Consider the following 19,208-nt stretch of genomic DNA (forward strand, 5'->3'; position numbering starts at 1 on the left):
TACAATAATCCAAACCCCTAAGGGCCCGAATCGAAGATACCCTTAGGAGAAACATAGCGCCGCGTGACTGCACCAGTGTTTTTTACCCGAAGAAATTTAAGTAAAGGTTTTACCATAGTTTGCTATTAGTTACAAAAACTGATTTAACGTATTCATTTTTAACCCAAAATTTGAATCGTATTCTTAATCTTTTTCTGTTATAATAATATCAGGTTTTTAAACTATTCCTGCTTAGTTATATTATATAATTGGCTTAATCCTAATGTAGATTAAGTGTAGGGCTTACACAAGCGGTTTTGCAGAATTGTTATTAATTTAAAAAATGACTGATTTTAAAACATAAGTGTAAAGTACACACCCTGATTTTTTAGATTAATATTAAAACTATCCTTATACGATTGTCATTTTAATAACAGCCTTTTGTAACAAAACCGATGTATTTAAACCAAAAACAGGTGGTTTGTTAAGCAATTTTTGAATTTGCCTTAACATAATTTAAACATACACGATTTTTTCATCGTTCAAAATGCGACAACCGATACCGTTTGATATGTTAAAATTTCATTAACAATAGCATCAAAATACTACTAGTTGTGTTATCGCTATTTAAAATATATTACCCACATTTGATAACAATAAATTGTTAATAGCTAATTATTAAATGTTTACAAGACAGGAATTAATCGAATACACACGCGAAGCCAAAGAAAAATGGCTTAACCATATATCTGTTGATTGTGTTGTATTTGGATTTCATGAAGGGCAATTGAAGGTATTGCTGCTAAAAATGAAGGATGAGCAAAAATGGTATTTACCTGGCGGCTTTGTATTGAAAGAAGAACTCCTGGACGATGCCGCCAACCGCATCCTAAATGAGCGTACCGGTCTCGATCATATTTTTTTACAGCAATTTCATGTATTTGGCGATCCGCAGCGTTCGCGACCACATTATGATATGTATAAGGATGTTGCCGACCCACAGGATAATTGGTTTAGTAACCGTTTTATAACTATAGGATATTATGCACTGGTTGATTTTTATAATACGGTTCCCGCGCCCGACGCTTTATCCGAAATATGCACGTGGTGCAGCCTGGATGCGCTTCCGATATTTAACCTGGATCACAAATTGATTTTAGATAATGCGCTTTATGCACTGCGAGTGCAGTTAAATTATCAACCAATTGGTTACAATCTGATGCCGCATGAGTTTACCATGCCCGAGTTGCAAAAACTTTACGAAACTATACTAGATAAAAGACTGGATCGCCGGAATTTTCAACGAAAAATATTAGCCTTCGATATTTTAACCCGGTCGGAACATCAACGCAAAGGCGGCGCTCATAAAGCACCGTATCTATATTCGTTTAATTTGGAAAAATATCAGCAGGCTTTAAAAGAAGGTTTGGCTGCTGGTTGGTAACGCTTTTATAATAGGTATTAGATCTGGCCTATCAGATGGTGAGTTTTAATCCATCATAGGCCAGGTAAATATTATCCGGTAATTCTGAACTCACATCAGCATGTTTTCCCAAACGGTGGCTTATGTGAGTAAAATAAGTCTGCTCTGCTCCTATCTCCTGCGCAAAAGCGATCGCTTCGTCGAACGTGAAATGCGAAATATGGCTTTGGCGTTGCAGGGCATTAATTACTAATATTTTACTCCCCCTTATTTTTTCTTTCTCAATGTCGCTTACTGTTTTAGCATCAGTGATATAGGTAAAATCTTTAATTCGGAATCCCAACACCGGTAGTTTATAGTGCATCACCTCTATGGGCGTTAAATGAATATCGCCGATATCAAAAGGGGCGTTCTCATTTATGGTATGCAAGTTTACTTGTGGAGTACCCGGATATTTAAAATCAGCAAAAACATAATAAAATTCTCGTTTCAATGATGCCTGCACACGCTCTGACGCATACACATCTATGGCCGATTGTTGCTTAAAATTAAAAGCGCGAATGTCGTCCATGCCGGCAATGTGGTCCTTGTGTTCGTGCGTAAAAACAATGGCATCGAGGTGCATAACTTTTTCACGCAACATTTGATACCTAAAGTCGGGCCCCGAATCTATCACTACAACCTTCTCTTCACTTTCTACCAAAATAGAGGTACGCAGTCGTTTATCATGCTTGTCGGTCGACATGCATACCTCGCAAGTGCAGGCTATAACGGGTACACCCTGTGAAGTTCCGGTTCCTAAAAAAGTTATGGTCACAGCTGTAATTCGGTTTGTTTAATTTGCTGATAAAAGGCCAGCTGTTTTTCGTCCAGCAATTTCTGATCAATTTCTGTGGTTCGTACCAGTTCGGCCAACGACTGGATCTTGACTTCCAGATTCGAAAACTTATTCACCACAATCATACGGCTATTCTGCAGCAGGCAGGCGCCAGTTTTAAAATTGCCTTTTTCATACCTCACCTTATAACCGGCTGATTTGAGCAGGTTCTCGATTTTTTCGAGTGTATGATTGGTGAGTGTAAGCATTTAACCTTGATCTGATATTAAGGGCTTTTTCAAAATTAGCAATTAAGCCGAAATACTTGCTAATTGTTTGCAAAAACAAAGGCCATCCGGTTTGGGATGGCCTTTGTTTTTGCTACCTATTTACTTATTATCGTAAGTCAACAACTTCAACGCCCGGATGCGCTTTAGGATCAAAACTAAAGGTATTATCAGGGATGGCTGCATTTGATGCAAACGTTTTTAATGTATAATTATACTTGTTACCGTTTTTATCGAACAGCATAGCGCTGTAAATTTGCTTTTGAGCCTTATCAACAAACAGCCTTACTTTAAAAATAGACTTTTTAGCATCAACTGGGCTTAGATCTATCACCTGGCAGGCCTTTGCATTAAGCTTTTGCTCGCCAACGTATACGTATTTATAACCCTTTTCGTACATGGTGAAAATCTGGGCTGGGTTTAAGCCTTCACCATTTTTATCGGCATCGTTCACCTGTACTTCGTTGTCTTTTTTCAGGTAAGTCCACTGGCTTTTGCCGTCGCTGATTATTTCTTGCGCAACGGCGGGTTTGCCGCCAACCGGCTTACCATAAATAGTTACCTTAAACTTATTACTTTTTGATTTGGCTATCAAAGTACCTGTTTGTGTTTCTTTAATATTCGCCTGCGGGTTATCAAGCGTAAACACAAAATCGGTTTTTATACCATCGTAAGTTTTATATTTCTGCGTAACCTGATCTAAAATGGCTTTTGCCTGGGCATCTTTTTGGGCAAATGTTTTACTTATTGTTATTAATGCCAGTACAAATAATAGTGCGTATTTTTTCATGTCTTGATCTTCCCCAAAACTATAGGGGACGTTTATTTGGAGTTAGATAGTAAAATATATATTTGGTTTAATCACGCGGTTTCTGTAATTCTTCGAGATAGCGCTCCAGGCTGTATTCATCAGGGTATAAAACTTCGCGTGCCTTGCTGCCTTCAAATGGGCCAACTATACCGGCTGCTTCTAGCTGATCGATAATACGACCGGCACGATTATACCCTAATTTTAATTTACGTTGAATTAACGAGGTCGATCCTTGTTGATGCAATACGATTAAACGGGCAGCATCTTCGAACATAGCATCGCGATCGTCCGGGTCATATTCTTTGGCACTGCTGCTTGCTTCTCCTTCGCCAACATATTCGGGTAATAACATGGCTGTTGAGTAACCACGTTGGTTACCAATAAAATCGGAAACCAATTCAACCTCAGGTGTATCAACAAAAGCACACTGTAAACGGATCAAATCGCTACCCATGGCTAAAAGCATATCACCACGACCGATCAGTTGATCTGCACCACCCGAATCCAAAATGGTACGCGAATCTATTTTAGACAAAACCCTGAAGGCAAGCCTTGCCGGGAAGTTAGCTTTAATAGTACCAGTAATGATGTTCACTGATGGGCGTTGTGTAGCGATAACCAAGTGGATACCAATAGCACGGGCCAACTGAGCCAAACGAGCAATTGGTGTTTCCACCTCTTTGCCTGCAGTCATCATTAAATCGGCAAACTCATCCACAATCAGCACAATAAATGGCAGGAAGCGGTGACCATCATTTGGATTAAGCTTGCGGTTAACAAACTTGGCGTTGTATTCTTTTAGGTTACGCACCTGTGCATCTTTCAACAGATCATAACGCTGATCCATCTCGATACAAAGTGAGTTTAGCGTATTAATTACCTTTTTAGTATCCGTGATAATGGCATCTGCCTCATCTGGCAATTTGGCTAAAAAGTGTCTTTCTATCTTGCGGAACAGCGTTAACTCTACCTTTTTAGGGTCTACCAATACAAACTTCAATTCGGCCGGGTGGCGCTTGTATAACAACGACACCAGGATGGCATTGATACCCACAGATTTACCCTGACCAGTTGCACCTGCCACCAATAAGTGGGGCATTTTAGCCAAATCGGCAATAAATACTTCGTTGGAAATAGTTTTACCCAAGGCAATTGGGAGGTCCATGGTGGTGTTCTGGAACTTTTCTGAATTAAGAACAGAACGCATTGACACCATTTCGGGATGCTGATTCGGCACCTCTATACCGATAGTACCCTTACCCGGCATTGGGGCAATGATACGGATACCGAGAGCGGCCAGGCTTAAGGCTATATCGTCTTCCAGGTTTTTGATCTTGGAGATACGCACCCCAGGCGCCGGGATAATTTCATATAACGTAACCGTTGGACCAATAGTAGCTTTGATCTTATCGATCTCGATGTTGTAATGGTTCAGCGTTTCTACAATCTTATTTTTGTTGGCCTCAAGCTCACCTGCATCTACCGAAATTTTGTTAGAGCCATAATTCTCCAACAGGTCAATAGGTGGATATTTGTAACCCGACAGATCTAGCTTCGGATCAAATGCACCAAATTTTTCAACCAATTCGTTGGCTGTTTTCGGAGTTTCCTGCTCAATAGGAAGTTCTGCCTGCGGGCGGGTTTCTTCTATTTCTAGCGTAAGTGGTATCTCTTCCTGGTCTTCGCTCTCGGCCGGTTCCCGGTCATTTATCAAAGGCTCAGGCGTTAAAATAATAGGCTCGTGCAGTATGTTGTTTTGCAGTACGGTATTATGCGAGGCTGTATGCGGCACAATGCTCTCCACCTCAACAGGATCAGCAGCTACAACTGGTTTATGATTTATGATGTTCTGCTGTAATAGCTCAGTATCCGCAGGTTTATCAACAACAGGTTCAAATCTGGCACGATTACCTTTTTGCCACTCGAAAGGCTCTGACGGTATTTCGTCTTCCAGATCAACAGGCTCGGGTATTACACCATCGCTCATTGCTGAAGGCATTAAACCACCTTTGGTTTTACGTTCAGGAAGTTTAAAGTCGATGTTGTAAGCAATAATTAATACGGTGAGGCCTGCAAAAACAAGTAGACAACCTGTACCCGCCTGTCCTATCTGCGCGTCGAGCAAACGATTGCTCCAGTAGCCAAACTCACCCTCTAAAAAGTGGGGGTAATCGGATATCATGCCATGGACAAAGCCAATAGCTACGGAGAAAAATATGATGCAGAAAAGAGAATAAGCTAACGTTTTGCTTAGCGACAGCAACCTTACTTTAAACAAGAAACGGTAGCCAATAATTACGAAGATGCCTACGAAAATGTAAGATGCAACACCAAACCATTGATAAATAAATTGATCTGATAGTAACGCGCCCAGTTTACCCATCCAGTTATCAACTATCGGGTCTTTAACCCCATTATCTATAAGCTCTTGCTGGGTTTTAAACAGATTATGCCATCCCCCGTTAGCATGCGATACGTAGCTCTGATCCTCTTGCCAGGTAAACAGATAGGCTGTAAATGCAATGAAGAAGAAAATGGAAAGTATCAGAAAAAAGAGGCCAACTATCTTGATGAGGCGACCATTCTGCAAGTCAAACGATGGTAAATCTAACCGTGGTTTGATGCTCCTTTCACGTTCGCCTTTTACTGAACCTTGACGTGGCTTGCTCTCGTCTTTGAAACTATTAGATCTAAACTGATTCCCTTTTGGCGGCATCCTGATTTTCGACAGTGTAAAATGCAAATATAAAGTTAATAGATTAAAGCACCATTTGTAATAGTTTTTAATTTTTTTGTATTATTGGACTCATGAGCGTTGAACAACTGGAAGCATATATTAGTGCTGATGACCTTGCCGGACTTAAAGCCCTGCTAACGCAATACCCCGACCTGGCCACCAGCAATACCAGTTACAATGTATCGCCCTTATTACTTGCCTGTTACTTTAAAAAACCACAAGCCGCAAACCTGATACTTGCACATCTTAATGAAATTAATTTGTACGAAGCAGCGGCTGTTGGCAAATTTGATGCCGTGGCCTACCTGGTGCAAACCAAACCCGATATGGTTAACAGCTTCGCGCCCGATGGCTTTACGCCGCTCGGCCTGGCGTCTTTTTTCGGGCACTTAGAAGTAGCCAGGTATTTGGTGCTAAAGGGAGCCGACGTAAACCAACCCGCACAAAATGGTTTTAATGTGGCACCCATACACTCGGCCGTTGCCGGTAACTACACCGATATCACTAAGTTTTTGATTGACAGCGGGGCGAAAGTAAACGTGGTGCAACAAGCCGGCACCACTCCACTGCATAGCGCCGCCCAAAATGGTAATCTGGATATATTGATTATGCTGCTGGAAGCCGGTGCATTAGTTGATGTACGTATGGAAGGCGGCAAACTACCAGCCGACCTGGCACGCGAAAAAGGATTTAATGAAATTGCTGATATTTTAAGCTAAGCGATACGAAATCAAATCGTACGTTTACACGTTGTAATATTATAATATAAACACTGCATGAAAGCTGAAAAGATGGTGATGCTCACCGGTAAGGAATACCAGGAAATTAAATCTAAGCTGGATAGCGGACAATCGTGTATCTACAACATCGGCTCAGAATCAAAACCACAGATTATCAACATCTTAAATATCTACCTGGATACCGATCCAGACTTTACGCGCAACCCACGCCAATTTGCCAAGGTGCATAACGATAAAGACGTACAGGTAAAAATTGAGTTTGAAGAGCAGATCTAGACCAGCTTTCAGAGATCTGTAACGCGGGTATGTACGCGCTTTACGTAATTGCGTATATCCAGTACGATACCTGCAAAGAAGTAAAATATTAACGGGAAGCCCACCGCCAAAAACGACGAGTAAATAAAAAACAGCCGTATTTTGTTGATTGAGATATTAAAGCGCCCGCCCAGGTAAGTGCAAACCCCAAAAGAATATCGCTCGAAAAAGGTTAATATCCGTTGTAACATCTCAAACCAGTTTTAATATCTTATTACCAACGCTGCATTGCAGGCATTTCTTATAATTACAGTAATTGTTTTTTAGTTCTAATAAAGCCTGCGATTCAAAAGCCGTTTTGGTTTTAACTCCCAGATCATCAAAGTTACTAATAATTGAGTTCTGTTCGGCAGGTAATTGCTCTAATAAAGCCAAACTACGATCTACATACTGCTCCTGCTGCCGTTGCCTGCCATAACTGAATAAAAATAATGCCAAAGTATTGAGCAACAGACTGTCAATAGAAGCCAACCCCATCTCTTTTGACGATGGATTACTCTCCACATCAAACCTGTAATGAGTTTCCCAGTAAGCATTCACCGGTATATCTGTAAATAGTTCGCGCAACAATTTTACATCACTTATTTCCAACACTTTAGAAAACAAGTGGTTCGATTTACTGATCAACGCGGCAAACTGTGCCAGCCTGATGGTCGGGAAATTTAAAGGGCGAAGCCTCAAAAACTTCCAGAGGTATTTATCTAAAGGCTCAAAGCCATATTTCTTTCGTAGAAACTGATATTCCTTTTTAAGCAGATTAGGGTAATCATCCCTCAATTCATCTTCCAAAAAACCTGCCTGGCCAAATATCAGCGCCTCTATTTGCAGCATGCTATTCTTGTGTTTGCTCAATATGATCTGCGGCAGAGATTTGGCCAGCATCTCAAACGGTAAAGAATTAATCTTAAACCCGAAACTGCTGGCAAGATGTTGATAAAAGGTCTCTTCCCAATCACCCCGATTCTGATTTAAAGTCTGTATCACAAAGGCGGACTTCTTTTCCAATCGCTCCACCAATACCCGCGTAAGCCAGGTACGCATGGTGAGGTCGTCTATCGTATGAATAGCGCTTTCGCAAGGAATAACTTTCTGTTCACCGTAAACGAGGCTATGGTAACGACCATATAATTCGGCTGGGATGCGGTGTTCGAGCTCGAGTGTTGGTAACAGGTTACCCTCGGTAGTCTCCACAGGTAAATCATTTCGATACACCACATGGAGGATCACATTATCGTAAGCCCTATCTTGCTGATGATTGTGCTTTTGCCAGTCCGAAGCTGCCACATGAATTTCGACATTACCCGCCCAGAGGGTATCCCCTATTTTAATGCGCGCTTGTTGAAAATCGGCACCAGCATTGGTGTTGCGGGTACCCGGATTAATTACCTCGATAGTTTCGCCAGTGGTGGTTCTGAGTTGATCCCGGTCGTACAGCCGGAACTTCCATACGTGGTATAAAAAATCTTCGGTAAAAAGCATGCCTAAGGGTTAGTATCAGCATGCAATTTACCGAAATATATGTGATTACAAAGTTGGATTGGCAATGTATTCGGCCCAAAGCCCGTCTAAAGTTTTACCAGCCTCTTGTTCCCAAACGCTGTCCACGTAGGTGTGCTTGCGCATTTGCTTGTCGAGTATTTTTACCATATTCATCCTCTTATGGGTTTCTATCCACAATAAAAACCGCGCAGTAACCCGGTAGCTATTATCGTAGTTTTGACCTTGCTTGTAGTCGGTAAGGGCCCACTTGGCAGCAGCATTATTAACACCAAATTTGTTACGTGCGTAGTCGGCAATGCCTTCCGTTAACCAGCCCGGGCCATTAGTTTGGCCATAATCCTGCACAATATGCATTACCTCATGGGTAACCACATCAATATCTTCTGGCTTTTTGTGCATCCATGCTGCACTGATGCGTACGTGGGCATTGTCGGTTTCGGCAACACCTTTATAGGCGGTGTCTATCATCATATAAACCTTTTTGGCAGTCTTCTTATTATACTCCTTGGCTAGTTCCGGATATACTTTGAAGAAGGTAGAAATAAGACGCTCTTTAACCACCGGATCCAGATTTGGGTCGTTATTGCTAAAGGTAAGTGTATAGCTTCCTTTTTTTGTAACCTCGGGTGTTTGGGCAAATGCTGAGATAGCCAGCACGGTAAACAGGGATAATAGTAGTGCTTTCATAGGGTTGCAAAATAAACATTATTAACAATTGAAACACAAACGAAATCGTCAACTTAGAGGGTTCAGTTTAAAGAATGCTGCCTTGGTAAATCAAAAACACTAATGCACAATTAGGTTATCAAAACAATTATTTAAGGTTGGGGCGCTACTAATTTAACATTCACTTAACCAAATAACTCCTATGTTTGTACCTTATATACCAATAACATCGTGCGCTTTGCGCCTGCTTATAAATTTATGATTTACACTGATATATTATTTCAGGAAGCCGTACAGTTGCTTCGCCACTTAATATCAACCCCATCTTTCAGTAAAGAAGAAAACCTTACAGCGAATATTGTTAATGCTTATCTGGAGCAACATGGTGTAAAAACCCACCGTAAAATGAACAACGTTTGGGCCTGGAACAAGCACTTTGATCCGGCTAAACCAACCATATTGCTTAACTCGCACCACGATACTGTTAAGCCGAACAGCGGCTATACGCGCGACCCATTTGAGGCCAAAATTGAAGATGGCATACTTTATGGTTTAGGCAGTAATGATGCCGGTGGTTGCCTGGTATCGCTTATTGCTACCTTTTTACACTTCTACGAAAAAGAGAATCTTAAATATAACTTTTGCCTTGCCGCTACTGCCGAGGAGGAAATTTCTGGCGTTAATGGCCTGGAACTAATCATTCCTGATTTAGGCAAGCTTGATTTCGGGATTGTTGGTGAGCCTACCCTTATGCAGCTAGCCATTGCCGAACGCGGTTTAATGGTGTTAGATTGCGTTGCCCACGGCAAAGCAGGTCATGCCGCCCGCGAAGAAGGCGATAATGCGATCTACAAAGCCATCAAAGATATCGAGTGGTTCCGCACTTATCGATTCCCTAAAGAATCGGAAGTTTTTGGCCCGATAAAAATGTCAGTTACCATTATCAACGCTGGCTCGCAGCATAACGTAGTACCAGCCGAATGTACCTTTACGGTCGATGTACGCGTTACAGATGCTTACCGCAATGAGGAGGTACTAGAGATTATCCGCCAGCATGTTGGCAGCGGGGTTAAGCCACGCTCTATCCGTTTAAAACCATCATCGATTGATAAAAACCATCCGATTGTACAATCGGGCATAGCTTTAGGACGTACCACATATGGTTCGCCTACCACCTCAGATCAATCGCTGTTAGACATTCCGTCAGTAAAGGTTGGCCCTGGCGATTCAGCTCGTTCGCATAGTTCTGATGAATTTATTTATGTAGACGAAATTCGCGAAGGCATTGAGCTTTATGTGAAAATGCTAGAAGGGATTTGCTAAGCCCCCCAGCCCCCTAAAGGGGGAGCGAAAGAAAAATAAAAGCCCTGTTTGATAGTTCAAACAGGGCTTTTATTTTAGTACCTGGGCCTAAACCTCCCCCTTTAGGGGGCTGGGGGGCTTAGTACAAGGTTTGTCCCTCCGTATAATAAGTTTTCCTCGTGCCATCTTTAATCAAGATCTTCTCCCCTTTCGGCGTTTCCTTTTTACGGGTATGGTGCACCTGCAGAAAATCACGAAACTCACCGCTGATAATATCAGGTTTAGCTTTGGTGATTTCCTTTTCAGCGTGGGTTAATACATGCGTAATGGATTTAGCCAGCTCCTTTATCTTTTCCTCTGGTATTTTATTGGCTATAGAAAATGGCGAGATACCGGCATCGTACAAAATCTCATCTGCATAGGCATTACCAATGCCACGGATAAACTTTTGATCGAGCAGCAGGTTTTTAATAACTGTGCGTTTCTTCTGCAATTGATCCGTTAACCATTTTGGCGTTACAGATTCATCCAGCGCATCAGGGGCGTCTTTCTTGTCAGGATCGAGCGTTGGTGTGGCTGCGGATTGAAAATCCGTCAGCGCCAGGCCAGAGCCATCCGTAAAATGCAACTCTACCACGGTGTATTTGTTATCGTTCTTCCCTTCAAACAAAAACAGCTGCCCATGCAACATGAGGTGCAGCGCCAAAATATGTGCACCGAAGTCGAAATAAAGTTCCTTGCCTTCGCGGTAAACTTTCTTCAATGTTTCATTGCGAAGTGCGTGCTGCAATTCATGGGCAGAAACGTTGAGTTTCTTACTAGTGGTGCTAATCTCTTTCAGCGCTTTACCACCTAACTTTTTATCGAGGTTGCGGGCAAAAACCTGCAAATCGGGTAATTCGGGCATAATAATCGGGTTTAAAGCAATAACAGCTTAGCGCCGTTATTGCTTCCCTAAAATAGCAGAAAATTTATTTTCGTAGTCTTTTAGTTCGCCTTCCAGTTTGGTGTTTAAAGCAAGCTGATTATTATCTCTGGTCATACCAGCCATTGCCTGCATCAGCGACATGCCCATCTGAACATCGCGTAAACTTATGCTATCGGCATTATCTTTCAATAGGCGATAGTTATAATCTAACTGATCCTTAACATAGGTATTGATGCTGTTAACATATTTATTACCCAGGTTAATATCTTTGAGGTGGTATGCAGTATCTGCAATGTAATATTTGCGGGCTGCAACATCAATGTATGGTGTTAAATCGGGCATTACCTCATCCATCTTATGCAGGGTGTTTACAGCTTCGTTATGATGACCTTCTGCGGCTAGATTTTGGGTAAGCGTCATCCAGTTACTCAAAAGCATTGGGTAGAACACATCAACGGTTTGGCTATCCAGATAGCGGGCATTTTTTATGTTGCCCCATTTGTATTTGTTAACCATGTTATTGTACATGGCCATGGTATTGGTCTGCTCGTTGTCGGTAGTGTTTTTTTCTGTTTTGAAAGGAATTAAACGGTAAATCAATCCTTCTTTGTAAAGATGTGGTCTGAGGCCGATAATCTCCTCGTCGGTCATGGAAGTGGCGAAACAGATTGGGCGTTTCCAATCGTTATGCACCAAAATATCCATCATACCTAAACCAGCCTTAGTTAAGTATTGTCCCGGATATTTCCACTCAATAGTATCGGCAATTTTATTTTGCTGATCAGCGGTAACCACATGATTATCCAGTACCTGTTTTTTATTAACGGTTATCTTGAAGTTTCTGGTAGGCAGATAATTTTCACTGCTGCCATCCTGGTACTCCACCTTGGCGCGCATATCATCTGAGGTTATAAACTCAAACACATCTTTCAGCTCAACCGAATCGGGCAATTTGGCATCGTTAAAGCGTATAATATCCCTTACGCCATCTTTGTATTTATCATAAGGCATACTGATAGGCGCTGCAGCGGCTTCGTTAATAGGGTGCTGCATTTGGCGAACGTTCCAACCAGCTGAGAACAGGTTGACGTTAATAAGTCGAACATCAGGCCTTACGTTTTCTACTTCCTGTACGTACCAGAGCGGATAAGTTTCATTATCGGCAGAATTAAAAAGAATGGCATTTTTAGGACAAGAGATCAGGTAATTATAAGCCAGATCATGCGCTATGGTCTTGGTAGAACGATCGTGATCTTTCCACTCTTTAGAGGCAAGTAAAACCGGGACGGCCAGCAAACACGTGGCAATAGAGAGGTACGATGCAGTACGGGCATTTAGTTTTTTCATCAACAGATCGGCCATAGCCAATACCCCTAACCCAATCCAAATGGCAAAGGCATAAAACGAGCCCACGTATGAGTAATCGCGTTCGCGTGGTTGCAGGTTATACTGGTTTACATAAAGCACTATGGCTATCCCCATAAAAAAGTACATCACGGCTATAACCAGGGCATCTTGCTTGTTGCGGCGATATTGATACACCATGCCCAGTAAACCAACAATTAACGGTAGTGCATACAGCGGTGTATAGGTATTACTTTTCATAATCGAGTCCGGCAAGTGTCGACTATGATCAAGCAGACCGGTTGTCCAGTTACCGTTAAGCGAATGGGTGCTCGCTTGTCCGTCGATGTCGTTATAACGGCCTACAAAATTCCATAGAAAATAGCGGAAGTACATTTGATAGATCTGCCAGCTAAACAACCAGCTAAGGTTGTCGGAAAACGTTGGCGTTTGTCCGTCACCCAAGCGTAGCCAATCTTTATAAAAAGCCACGTCGTTAGCATCGGTACTAAAAATACGAGGCATAATGGTATTATGATCATAAATTAATTCCTGCTTTTTACCAACAACCTCGTAGCTTTTTGGTCCCTTGCGATACATAGTGATACCTTCCTTCTGATCGATAGCCTTAGCATCAAAATATGGCCCGTACAATAATGGCGGAGCCACGTACTGTATCCGGCTGAGGTATTCGCCCAAAGAAAACGCGTTATCAGCGTGGTAGTTATTCAGGTTGGTATCCGCATGCGCGCGGATAGGTACCATGGTAAACGAGCTGTAACCGAAATAGATAAATGCCAAACAAACCAACGCAAGGTTTAAAGCCGGTTTATGTTTGCGAATACTGTATACAATACCATAAGCAATCAAAGCAACCAACAGGGCTAAAAAGATTAAAGCGCCCGAATTAAACGGCATGCCGAGACTGTTTACCGCAAATAAATCGGCGTAAGCGAAAAGCTTTACCGTGTATTGGATAATACCAAATTGCACAACTGCCAGCAACACCACTCCAGCCAAAAAAGCAATGATGGTATTTTTAACGTTGATATTTTTATACCTGCGGAAGTAATAAACCAAAGTCATGGCAGGTATAGTTAATAAGTTTAATAAATGTATACCTACCGAAAGCCCCATTACATAAGCAATAAGCACCAACCAACGATCGGAGCCGGGCTCATCAACCTGAGCTTCCCATTTGAATATGGCCCAGAAAACCACCGCTGTACACAACATAGCGGGCGAAAACACTACTGTTTCTACAGCCGAAAACCAAAACGTATCTGTAAAAATAAACCCTAATGCACCGACTAACCCCGCTCCCATTATCATGATGGTTTGGGTAGTAGTCTGCGTTTCGCCACGCTTAATCAGCAGCTTTTTAGCCATTGCTGTAATAGTCCAAAACAGAAACATAATGGCCGCACTACTGGATAGTGCAAAGCCCATGTTAGTAAAATACGCAACCTTGGTTTTGTCACCCATAGACAATAGAGAAAACGCTTTGCCTAACATGGCAAACATAGGATAACCCGGTTGGTGCGATACCTGTAAACGGTAAGCGCATGCTATGAATTCGCCGCAGTCCCAAAAACTTACGGATGGTTCTAAAGTTAAAATGTAGGTTGTCGCGGCTACTAAGAAGCAAAGCCAGCCAAACAGGTTATTAATTTTTTGATAGCTCATGTTGTAAAGCAGTTTAGTTTTCAGCACTAATATCCGGCTTATTGTAACGCAGTGTTTATCAGCATAGCTATGTTTAACATTCTTTAACAATATTTAACACATTGCGAGAGAGGCAGGAATCGAGAATCAGGAATCAAGACAAAACCTTCTTCTTAGCCAAGTCTTGTTTCTTGATTCTTGTCTCTTGATTCTATTTTAGATATTTGCCCTTATGGACGGAAAAACCAGAAGCGACATTTACCCGGGCCTCGAGGTAGATATTATATTAAAGAAAGACCAACGCACAGGCGAGCGTACACGCGGATTTGTAGACAGGATATTAACCAGCGCGCCTTACCATACGCGCGGGATTAAAGTGCGATTAGAAGACGGCCAAGTAGGTCGTGTGATAGAAATATTTGAAGAAGACTAAGCTATCCCCTATAACTATCTACCAGAAACACTACATTTAACCAATGACCAACAAACCCATAGCCCGGAAACCCCTGTTGCGCATGGACGCCCATTACAAGGTAATTTTAGCACTGGTATTGGCAGCTATAACCTGCTTTTCGGTAGCGCATTCGGTATCCCTATCAACTACGATATTGCTAACCTGGATGACCTTTGCCAGCACGGCCATTGTGGTAGACTGGTTTATTATTCTCACAGCCCATCCACGCGACTTCGGCAAAGTTGCAACGTTGGAAGATTCGAGCCGGACAATGATCTTTATACTGGTGATAGGGGCATCGATAGTAAGCTTATTTGCCATTATATTTTTGCTTAAAACATCGAAGGGAACATCGCAAGCTGACGTAACAGGACACATTTTTTTGGTGATCAGTTCTGTTATTGTTTCGTGGACGCTGGTGCACACGCTATTTACCCTACGTTATGCCCACATGTATTACGACAGGAGTAACGATGGTGATGCGAAACCGATAGGCGGCCTGGAGTTTCCGAAAGAGGACAAGCCAGATTACCTCGACTTTGTATACTTCGCCTTCGTGATCGGCATGACGTTTCAGGTATCTGACGTGGAAATTTCGGACCGCCATATCAGGCGCTTGGCCTGGGTACACGGCATGATCTCTTTTGCTTTTAATACCGCAATTGTAGCGCTGAGCATTAATGTAATTTCGGGATTGGTTGGCGGGTGAGCTCTCCTAAATCCTCTCCCAAGGAGAGGACTTTAAAATAACTGTTTAAGAACACACCCCTAACCCCTTTCTCCGTAGGAGTCCGTTGGGCAAGATGGGAATTAGATTTATATAAATATGCAAAAACCAGATAGTTTAATATTTGATATGGACGGCACCCTTTGGGACGCCGTGGAAACCTATGCGCAATCTTGGAATAACGTATTCCGGGATATGGGAATAGACATTGTTATCGAGCGCGATAAACTCGCAAAAATGGTAGGCTGGGAAGGCAAAAAGGTGATCAGGGAAATTATGCCAGATTTCGATGACGAGAAACGCCAGCAGATTTACAACACGGTGAACGATGGTCGCCACAGCTTAATTGCACAAATGGGCGGCACTTTATATGATGGCGTAAGAGAAGGCTTAAAAGAGCTGGCAACCAGGTATGATCTTTTTATCCTGAGCAATTGCGCCAAAGGTATCATCCGCTCGTTTATTGATTGGGCGGGGATTGATGAGCATATCAAAGATGAACTTGCGCATGGTGTAAATTACATGCCCAAAAATCATAACATCAAACTGCTAGCCGAAAAGCACAACCTTAAAAACCCGGTCTACATTGGTGACACAGAAGGCGACGGCCAGCAAAGCCGCATAGCGGGTATCCCGTTTGTATTTGTAAACTACGGCTTTGGGCATACAGATGATTATGATCTGAAGTTTGACAACTTCAAAGACCTGACGAAGTATTTTATGGAGTTGCAAGGATAAATACTAGCTGTCGCAAGTTTAGCATAGCGTAATTTGCGACTTTTCTGTTGTAAGCTTTCAGCTTACGTAAGGTGAAAACTTACAGCAGTATTACCACCCCGATGGCAATCGGGGCGGCAGTAGTAGTGGACTTTATTTCGTCAGCTCAGTAATTGCTTGTTGTACTTTATAAAACCCAAAGTTCTGCAACATCTTATCCATATTGGCAACAATATGCTCATTGCCTAAATTGCCAATGCTGCCCTCGTGGGTATGGTTAACTTCTTTGGCTGGGTTAAAATCGCCTTTTTCTATTGCCATGCCAACCTGCTTATAAGCATCACGGAACGGTGTGCCGCTGAGCACCAAATTATTAACTACTTCTACACTGAACAGATAGTTATACTTAGAATCGTTAAGAATGTCGGTTTTAACGGTGATGTGCTGTAGCATAAATGTTGCCATTTGCAGGCACTGTTTCAATTCGGCAAAGGCTGGGAATAATAGTTCCTTCAACAACTGCATTTCGCGGTGGTAGCCTGATGGCAGGTTGGCAGTCATCATGGCAACATCGTTAGGCAATGCTTGTAGACGATTGCAACGGCCACGCATAATTTCCCAAACATCGGGGTTCTTTTTGTGCGGCATAATGCTCGAACCCGTCGTCAGATTTTCAGGGTAACTTATAAAGGCAAAGTTTTGGCTCAGATATAAAGCCTGGTCCATAGCCATACGACCTAAGGTTGCGGCTAAAGCAGATAACGCCTGTGCTATAATACGCTCAGTTTTACCGCGGCCCATTTGCGCGTAAACTACGTTGTAATTCAGATCATCAAAGCCCAATAATTGGGTTGTCATGGTACGGTTTAATGGGAACGAAGAGCCATAGCCCGCAGCAGAACCCAACGGGTTTTTATTGGTGATATTCCAGGCGGCGCGCACCAATTCCAGGTCATCGATCAGGCTCTCGGCATAAGCACCGAACCATAAGCCAAATGATGAGGGCATGGCTACCTGTAAATGGGTATAGCCCGGCAGTAATACATCTTTATGTTTCTCGCTTAGTTCAATCAACTGGCGAAATAGTGTACTGGTTTCTTCAACCACTTGCTGCAGTTCGTTACGGAAAAACAGTTTCAGATCTACCAAAACCTGATCATTACGCGAGCGGCCGCTGTGGATCTTCTTTCCTGCCTCGCCAATACGACGGGTTAGCAACATTTCAATTTGCGAATGCACATCTTCCACATCGGCTTCTATGGCAAAATCTCCGGCCTCTACCTCGCGGTAAATGGCTTTCAATTCTTTCTGAATTACCTCCAGATCTTCAGTGCTCAACAAACCGATAGTTTCCAACATTTTGGTATGCGCCAGCGATCCCAGCACATCAAAAGCTGCCATTTGATTATCCAGCTCGCGGTCTTTACCTACCGTAAACTGATCTACCAATTGATTACTATCTATTTCTTTTTGCCATAGTTTGCTCATGCTGCAAAGATGAATAAAAAAATAATGCCCCCCAACCCCCTAAAGGGGGAGAAAGAGAATCAGGAATCGAGAGACAAGAATCAAGACAACACTCTATCCCTCAATTTGTCATTCTGAACGTCAGTGAAGAATCTTCTTGAATAGACAAGTCGAACTTTAAAAGCGAAAAAGCTCCTTCGCTATTGCTCAATATCACAAACTTCAAACTAAAAAAGTCCTCCTTGTATTGGTTGTGTGGGTATAAACTGCGGCCTTCTAATACTCAATCCCAAGGCTTTATTAATCTCTTTCACCGTATAGTCAGCCAGCTCGGGCGAGTAGCGCTCATCGTGCTGGTGCATAAAAAACCAAACGGATTGCAGTCCTTCATCAGCCCATTTCTTAATACGGGCAACCCAATCGTCTATACGTTGGTAATCTGTTGGATCGAGACTGTTACCTACAAAACGAATAAAGGCGTGAGGTGTTGGCAAATTCATGTGTACACAATCTCTTCGGCCGGATGCATCGGTTATTACCGCACCCATATTCAGGTCGTGCAGTAGTTTAAACACATCATTCTCCTTACCTGCCGTATTAAACCATTCTTTATGTCGAACCTCTACAAATACGGGTACATCGTGAGGTAAGTGTTCCAGATAGGCCTTAAGTTCGGGGTAGCTTTTAGGCGTAAAGTTATCGCTCAATTGCAAAAACAGCGGCCCTAATTTATCGCCGAAGGCTATTATGCCATTGTAAAATTGCGTGGTAATCTCTTCCGCATTTTTGAGCCTGCGGATATGGCTTATTGATTGCGAAAACTTAGGGCAAAATTTAAATTCGGGATTAACGCTTGCCTTATCCGCCCATTTGCCAATAGTATCCGGCCCATAGGTTTGATAAAAAGTTGCATTTAATTCTATCGAATCAAAGTGCTTAACGTATTCATCTAAAAAGTTAGCGTCTTTGGTTTTGGGTGGATAAATCTGCCCCACCCACTCCTTGCGTCCCCACTTGGCGCAACCTACATGTACCGCTAATTCCCCTGTTCCCTTAGCTGCTTTTAACACACTGGTAGTTAAAGCTGTATCAGGCGGAAGTGTAAAGTCTATTTCCTTTAATAATAGTGGGTCAACCCGGCCAAATTCCATACAATATATTTTTGTTGAAGATAGGTTTTTTGCTGTCTAAAGTTCGGAATTTCTATTGCACCGGCTCAATATTTTTCAAGGGCCTTTTTCACTTTTTAAAAAAAATATCCGCTTTAACTGTCACGTGGGCATTTTTCGTGTGTCTCTTTTGGTGAATACACTAAACAAGCATTCTCAC

At 42.4% G+C, this 19,208-nt stretch carries 18 protein-coding genes; 7 read left to right on the top strand and 11 right to left on the bottom strand.

Going from position 1 to position 19,208, the window contains the following annotated elements; translation table 11 throughout:
- Positions 1 to 661 precede the first annotated feature (661 nt).
- The gene (locus tag GSY63_RS18180) at positions 662 to 1,423 is read left to right on the top strand and encodes an NUDIX hydrolase (RefSeq protein ID WP_166587255.1); all 762 of its coding nucleotides are present in this window, start codon (positions 662 to 664) and stop codon (positions 1,421 to 1,423) included.
- A gap of 31 nt (positions 1,424 to 1,454) precedes the next feature.
- Here the strand turns inward: GSY63_RS18180 and GSY63_RS18185 are convergent, their stop codons facing one another.
- The 4 genes from GSY63_RS18185 to GSY63_RS18200 all read right to left on the bottom strand — a co-directional run bounded on the left by GSY63_RS18185 (position 1,455) and on the right by GSY63_RS18200 (position 6,033).
- On the bottom strand, positions 1,455 to 2,219 hold the full coding sequence (locus GSY63_RS18185; RefSeq protein WP_166587256.1) for an MBL fold metallo-hydrolase: 765 nt from the start codon (positions 2,217 to 2,219) through the stop codon (positions 1,455 to 1,457).
- A complete protein-coding gene (locus tag GSY63_RS18190; RefSeq protein ID WP_166587257.1) occupies positions 2,216 to 2,488 on the bottom strand; it encodes a hypothetical protein in 273 nt (90 codons plus the stop codon). The genes GSY63_RS18185 and GSY63_RS18190 overlap by 4 nt, the downstream gene beginning before the upstream one ends.
- Before the next feature lie 127 nt (positions 2,489 to 2,615).
- Positions 2,616 to 3,296 carry a LolA family protein gene (locus GSY63_RS18195; RefSeq protein ID WP_166587258.1) on the bottom strand — a complete coding sequence of 227 codons (681 nt, stop codon included), beginning with the start codon at positions 3,294 to 3,296 and terminating at the stop codon, positions 2,616 to 2,618.
- Between the two features lie 67 nt (positions 3,297 to 3,363).
- Positions 3,364 to 6,033 carry an FtsK/SpoIIIE family DNA translocase gene (locus tag GSY63_RS18200; protein ID WP_166587630.1) on the bottom strand — a complete coding sequence of 890 codons (2,670 nt, stop codon included), beginning with the start codon at positions 6,031 to 6,033 and terminating at the stop codon, positions 3,364 to 3,366.
- A gap of 92 nt (positions 6,034 to 6,125) precedes the next feature.
- Here GSY63_RS18200 and GSY63_RS18205 point away from each other — a divergent pair, with 92 nt between their 5' ends.
- Positions 6,126 to 6,773 (top strand): ankyrin repeat domain-containing protein, encoded by a 648-nt coding sequence (locus tag GSY63_RS18205; protein WP_166587259.1) that lies wholly within the window; start codon positions 6,126 to 6,128, stop codon positions 6,771 to 6,773.
- 57 nt (positions 6,774 to 6,830) lie between these two features.
- The gene (locus GSY63_RS18210) at positions 6,831 to 7,070 is read left to right on the top strand and encodes a hypothetical protein (RefSeq protein WP_166587260.1); all 240 of its coding nucleotides are present in this window, start codon (positions 6,831 to 6,833) and stop codon (positions 7,068 to 7,070) included.
- Between the two features lie 8 nt (positions 7,071 to 7,078).
- On the opposite strand, the gene GSY63_RS18215 is transcribed toward GSY63_RS18210, so the two are convergent.
- The 3 genes from GSY63_RS18215 to GSY63_RS18225 are packed head-to-tail and all read right to left on the bottom strand — an operon-like array spanning position 7,079 to position 9,296.
- Complete coding sequence (locus GSY63_RS18215; RefSeq protein WP_166587261.1) at positions 7,079 to 7,300, bottom strand: PspC domain-containing protein; 222 nt, start codon at positions 7,298 to 7,300, stop codon at positions 7,079 to 7,081.
- A 1-nt stretch (position 7,301) separates the two neighbouring features.
- Positions 7,302 to 8,588: a DUF2851 family protein gene (locus GSY63_RS18220; RefSeq protein ID WP_166587262.1), complete on the bottom strand. Its 1,287-nt coding sequence runs from the start codon at positions 8,586 to 8,588 to the stop codon at positions 7,302 to 7,304.
- A gap of 45 nt (positions 8,589 to 8,633) precedes the next feature.
- Complete coding sequence (locus tag GSY63_RS18225) at positions 8,634 to 9,296, bottom strand: basic secretory protein-like protein (RefSeq protein WP_166587263.1); 663 nt, start codon at positions 9,294 to 9,296, stop codon at positions 8,634 to 8,636.
- A gap of 237 nt (positions 9,297 to 9,533) precedes the next feature.
- Between GSY63_RS18225 and GSY63_RS18230 the strand changes: the two genes are divergently transcribed.
- Positions 9,534 to 10,598, top strand: coding sequence for a M20 family metallo-hydrolase (locus GSY63_RS18230; RefSeq protein WP_166587264.1), 1,065 nt, complete (start codon positions 9,534 to 9,536; stop codon positions 10,596 to 10,598).
- 118 nt (positions 10,599 to 10,716) lie between these two features.
- Here GSY63_RS18230 and GSY63_RS18235 read toward each other — a convergent pair whose 3' ends face one another.
- Both GSY63_RS18235 and GSY63_RS18240 read right to left on the bottom strand, forming a co-directional pair.
- A complete protein-coding gene (locus GSY63_RS18235) occupies positions 10,717 to 11,484 on the bottom strand; it encodes a DNA-formamidopyrimidine glycosylase family protein (protein WP_166587265.1) in 768 nt (255 codons plus the stop codon).
- 36 nt (positions 11,485 to 11,520) lie between these two features.
- Positions 11,521 to 14,535 (bottom strand): glycosyltransferase family 117 protein, encoded by a 3,015-nt coding sequence (locus GSY63_RS18240; protein ID WP_166587266.1) that lies wholly within the window; start codon positions 14,533 to 14,535, stop codon positions 11,521 to 11,523.
- A 211-nt stretch (positions 14,536 to 14,746) separates the two neighbouring features.
- Between GSY63_RS18240 and GSY63_RS18245 the strand changes: the two genes are divergently transcribed.
- The 3 genes from GSY63_RS18245 to GSY63_RS18255 all read left to right on the top strand — a co-directional run bounded on the left by GSY63_RS18245 (position 14,747) and on the right by GSY63_RS18255 (position 16,433).
- A complete protein-coding gene (locus tag GSY63_RS18245) occupies positions 14,747 to 14,947 on the top strand; it encodes a YwbE family protein (RefSeq protein ID WP_166587267.1) in 201 nt (66 codons plus the stop codon).
- 43 nt (positions 14,948 to 14,990) lie between these two features.
- Positions 14,991 to 15,677: a DUF1345 domain-containing protein gene (locus GSY63_RS18250; RefSeq protein WP_166587268.1), complete on the top strand. Its 687-nt coding sequence runs from the start codon at positions 14,991 to 14,993 to the stop codon at positions 15,675 to 15,677.
- A 117-nt stretch (positions 15,678 to 15,794) separates the two neighbouring features.
- A complete protein-coding gene (locus GSY63_RS18255) occupies positions 15,795 to 16,433 on the top strand; it encodes an HAD family hydrolase (RefSeq protein WP_166587269.1) in 639 nt (212 codons plus the stop codon).
- A gap of 132 nt (positions 16,434 to 16,565) precedes the next feature.
- Here the strand turns inward: GSY63_RS18255 and argH are convergent, their stop codons facing one another.
- Both argH and GSY63_RS18265 read right to left on the bottom strand, forming a co-directional pair.
- Entirely contained in the window at positions 16,566 to 17,900 is a 1,335-nt protein-coding gene (gene argH / locus GSY63_RS18260; RefSeq protein ID WP_166587270.1) for an argininosuccinate lyase, read from the bottom strand.
- A 206-nt stretch (positions 17,901 to 18,106) separates the two neighbouring features.
- Positions 18,107 to 19,030, bottom strand: a complete 924-nt coding sequence (locus GSY63_RS18265; RefSeq protein WP_166587271.1) for a DUF72 domain-containing protein — start codon at positions 19,028 to 19,030, stop codon at positions 18,107 to 18,109.
- Between the last annotated feature and the right edge of the window lie 178 nt (positions 19,031 to 19,208).

The organism is Mucilaginibacter agri (assembly GCF_009928685.1).
Taxonomy (GTDB): Bacteria; Bacteroidota; Bacteroidia; order Sphingobacteriales; family Sphingobacteriaceae; genus Mucilaginibacter; species Mucilaginibacter agri.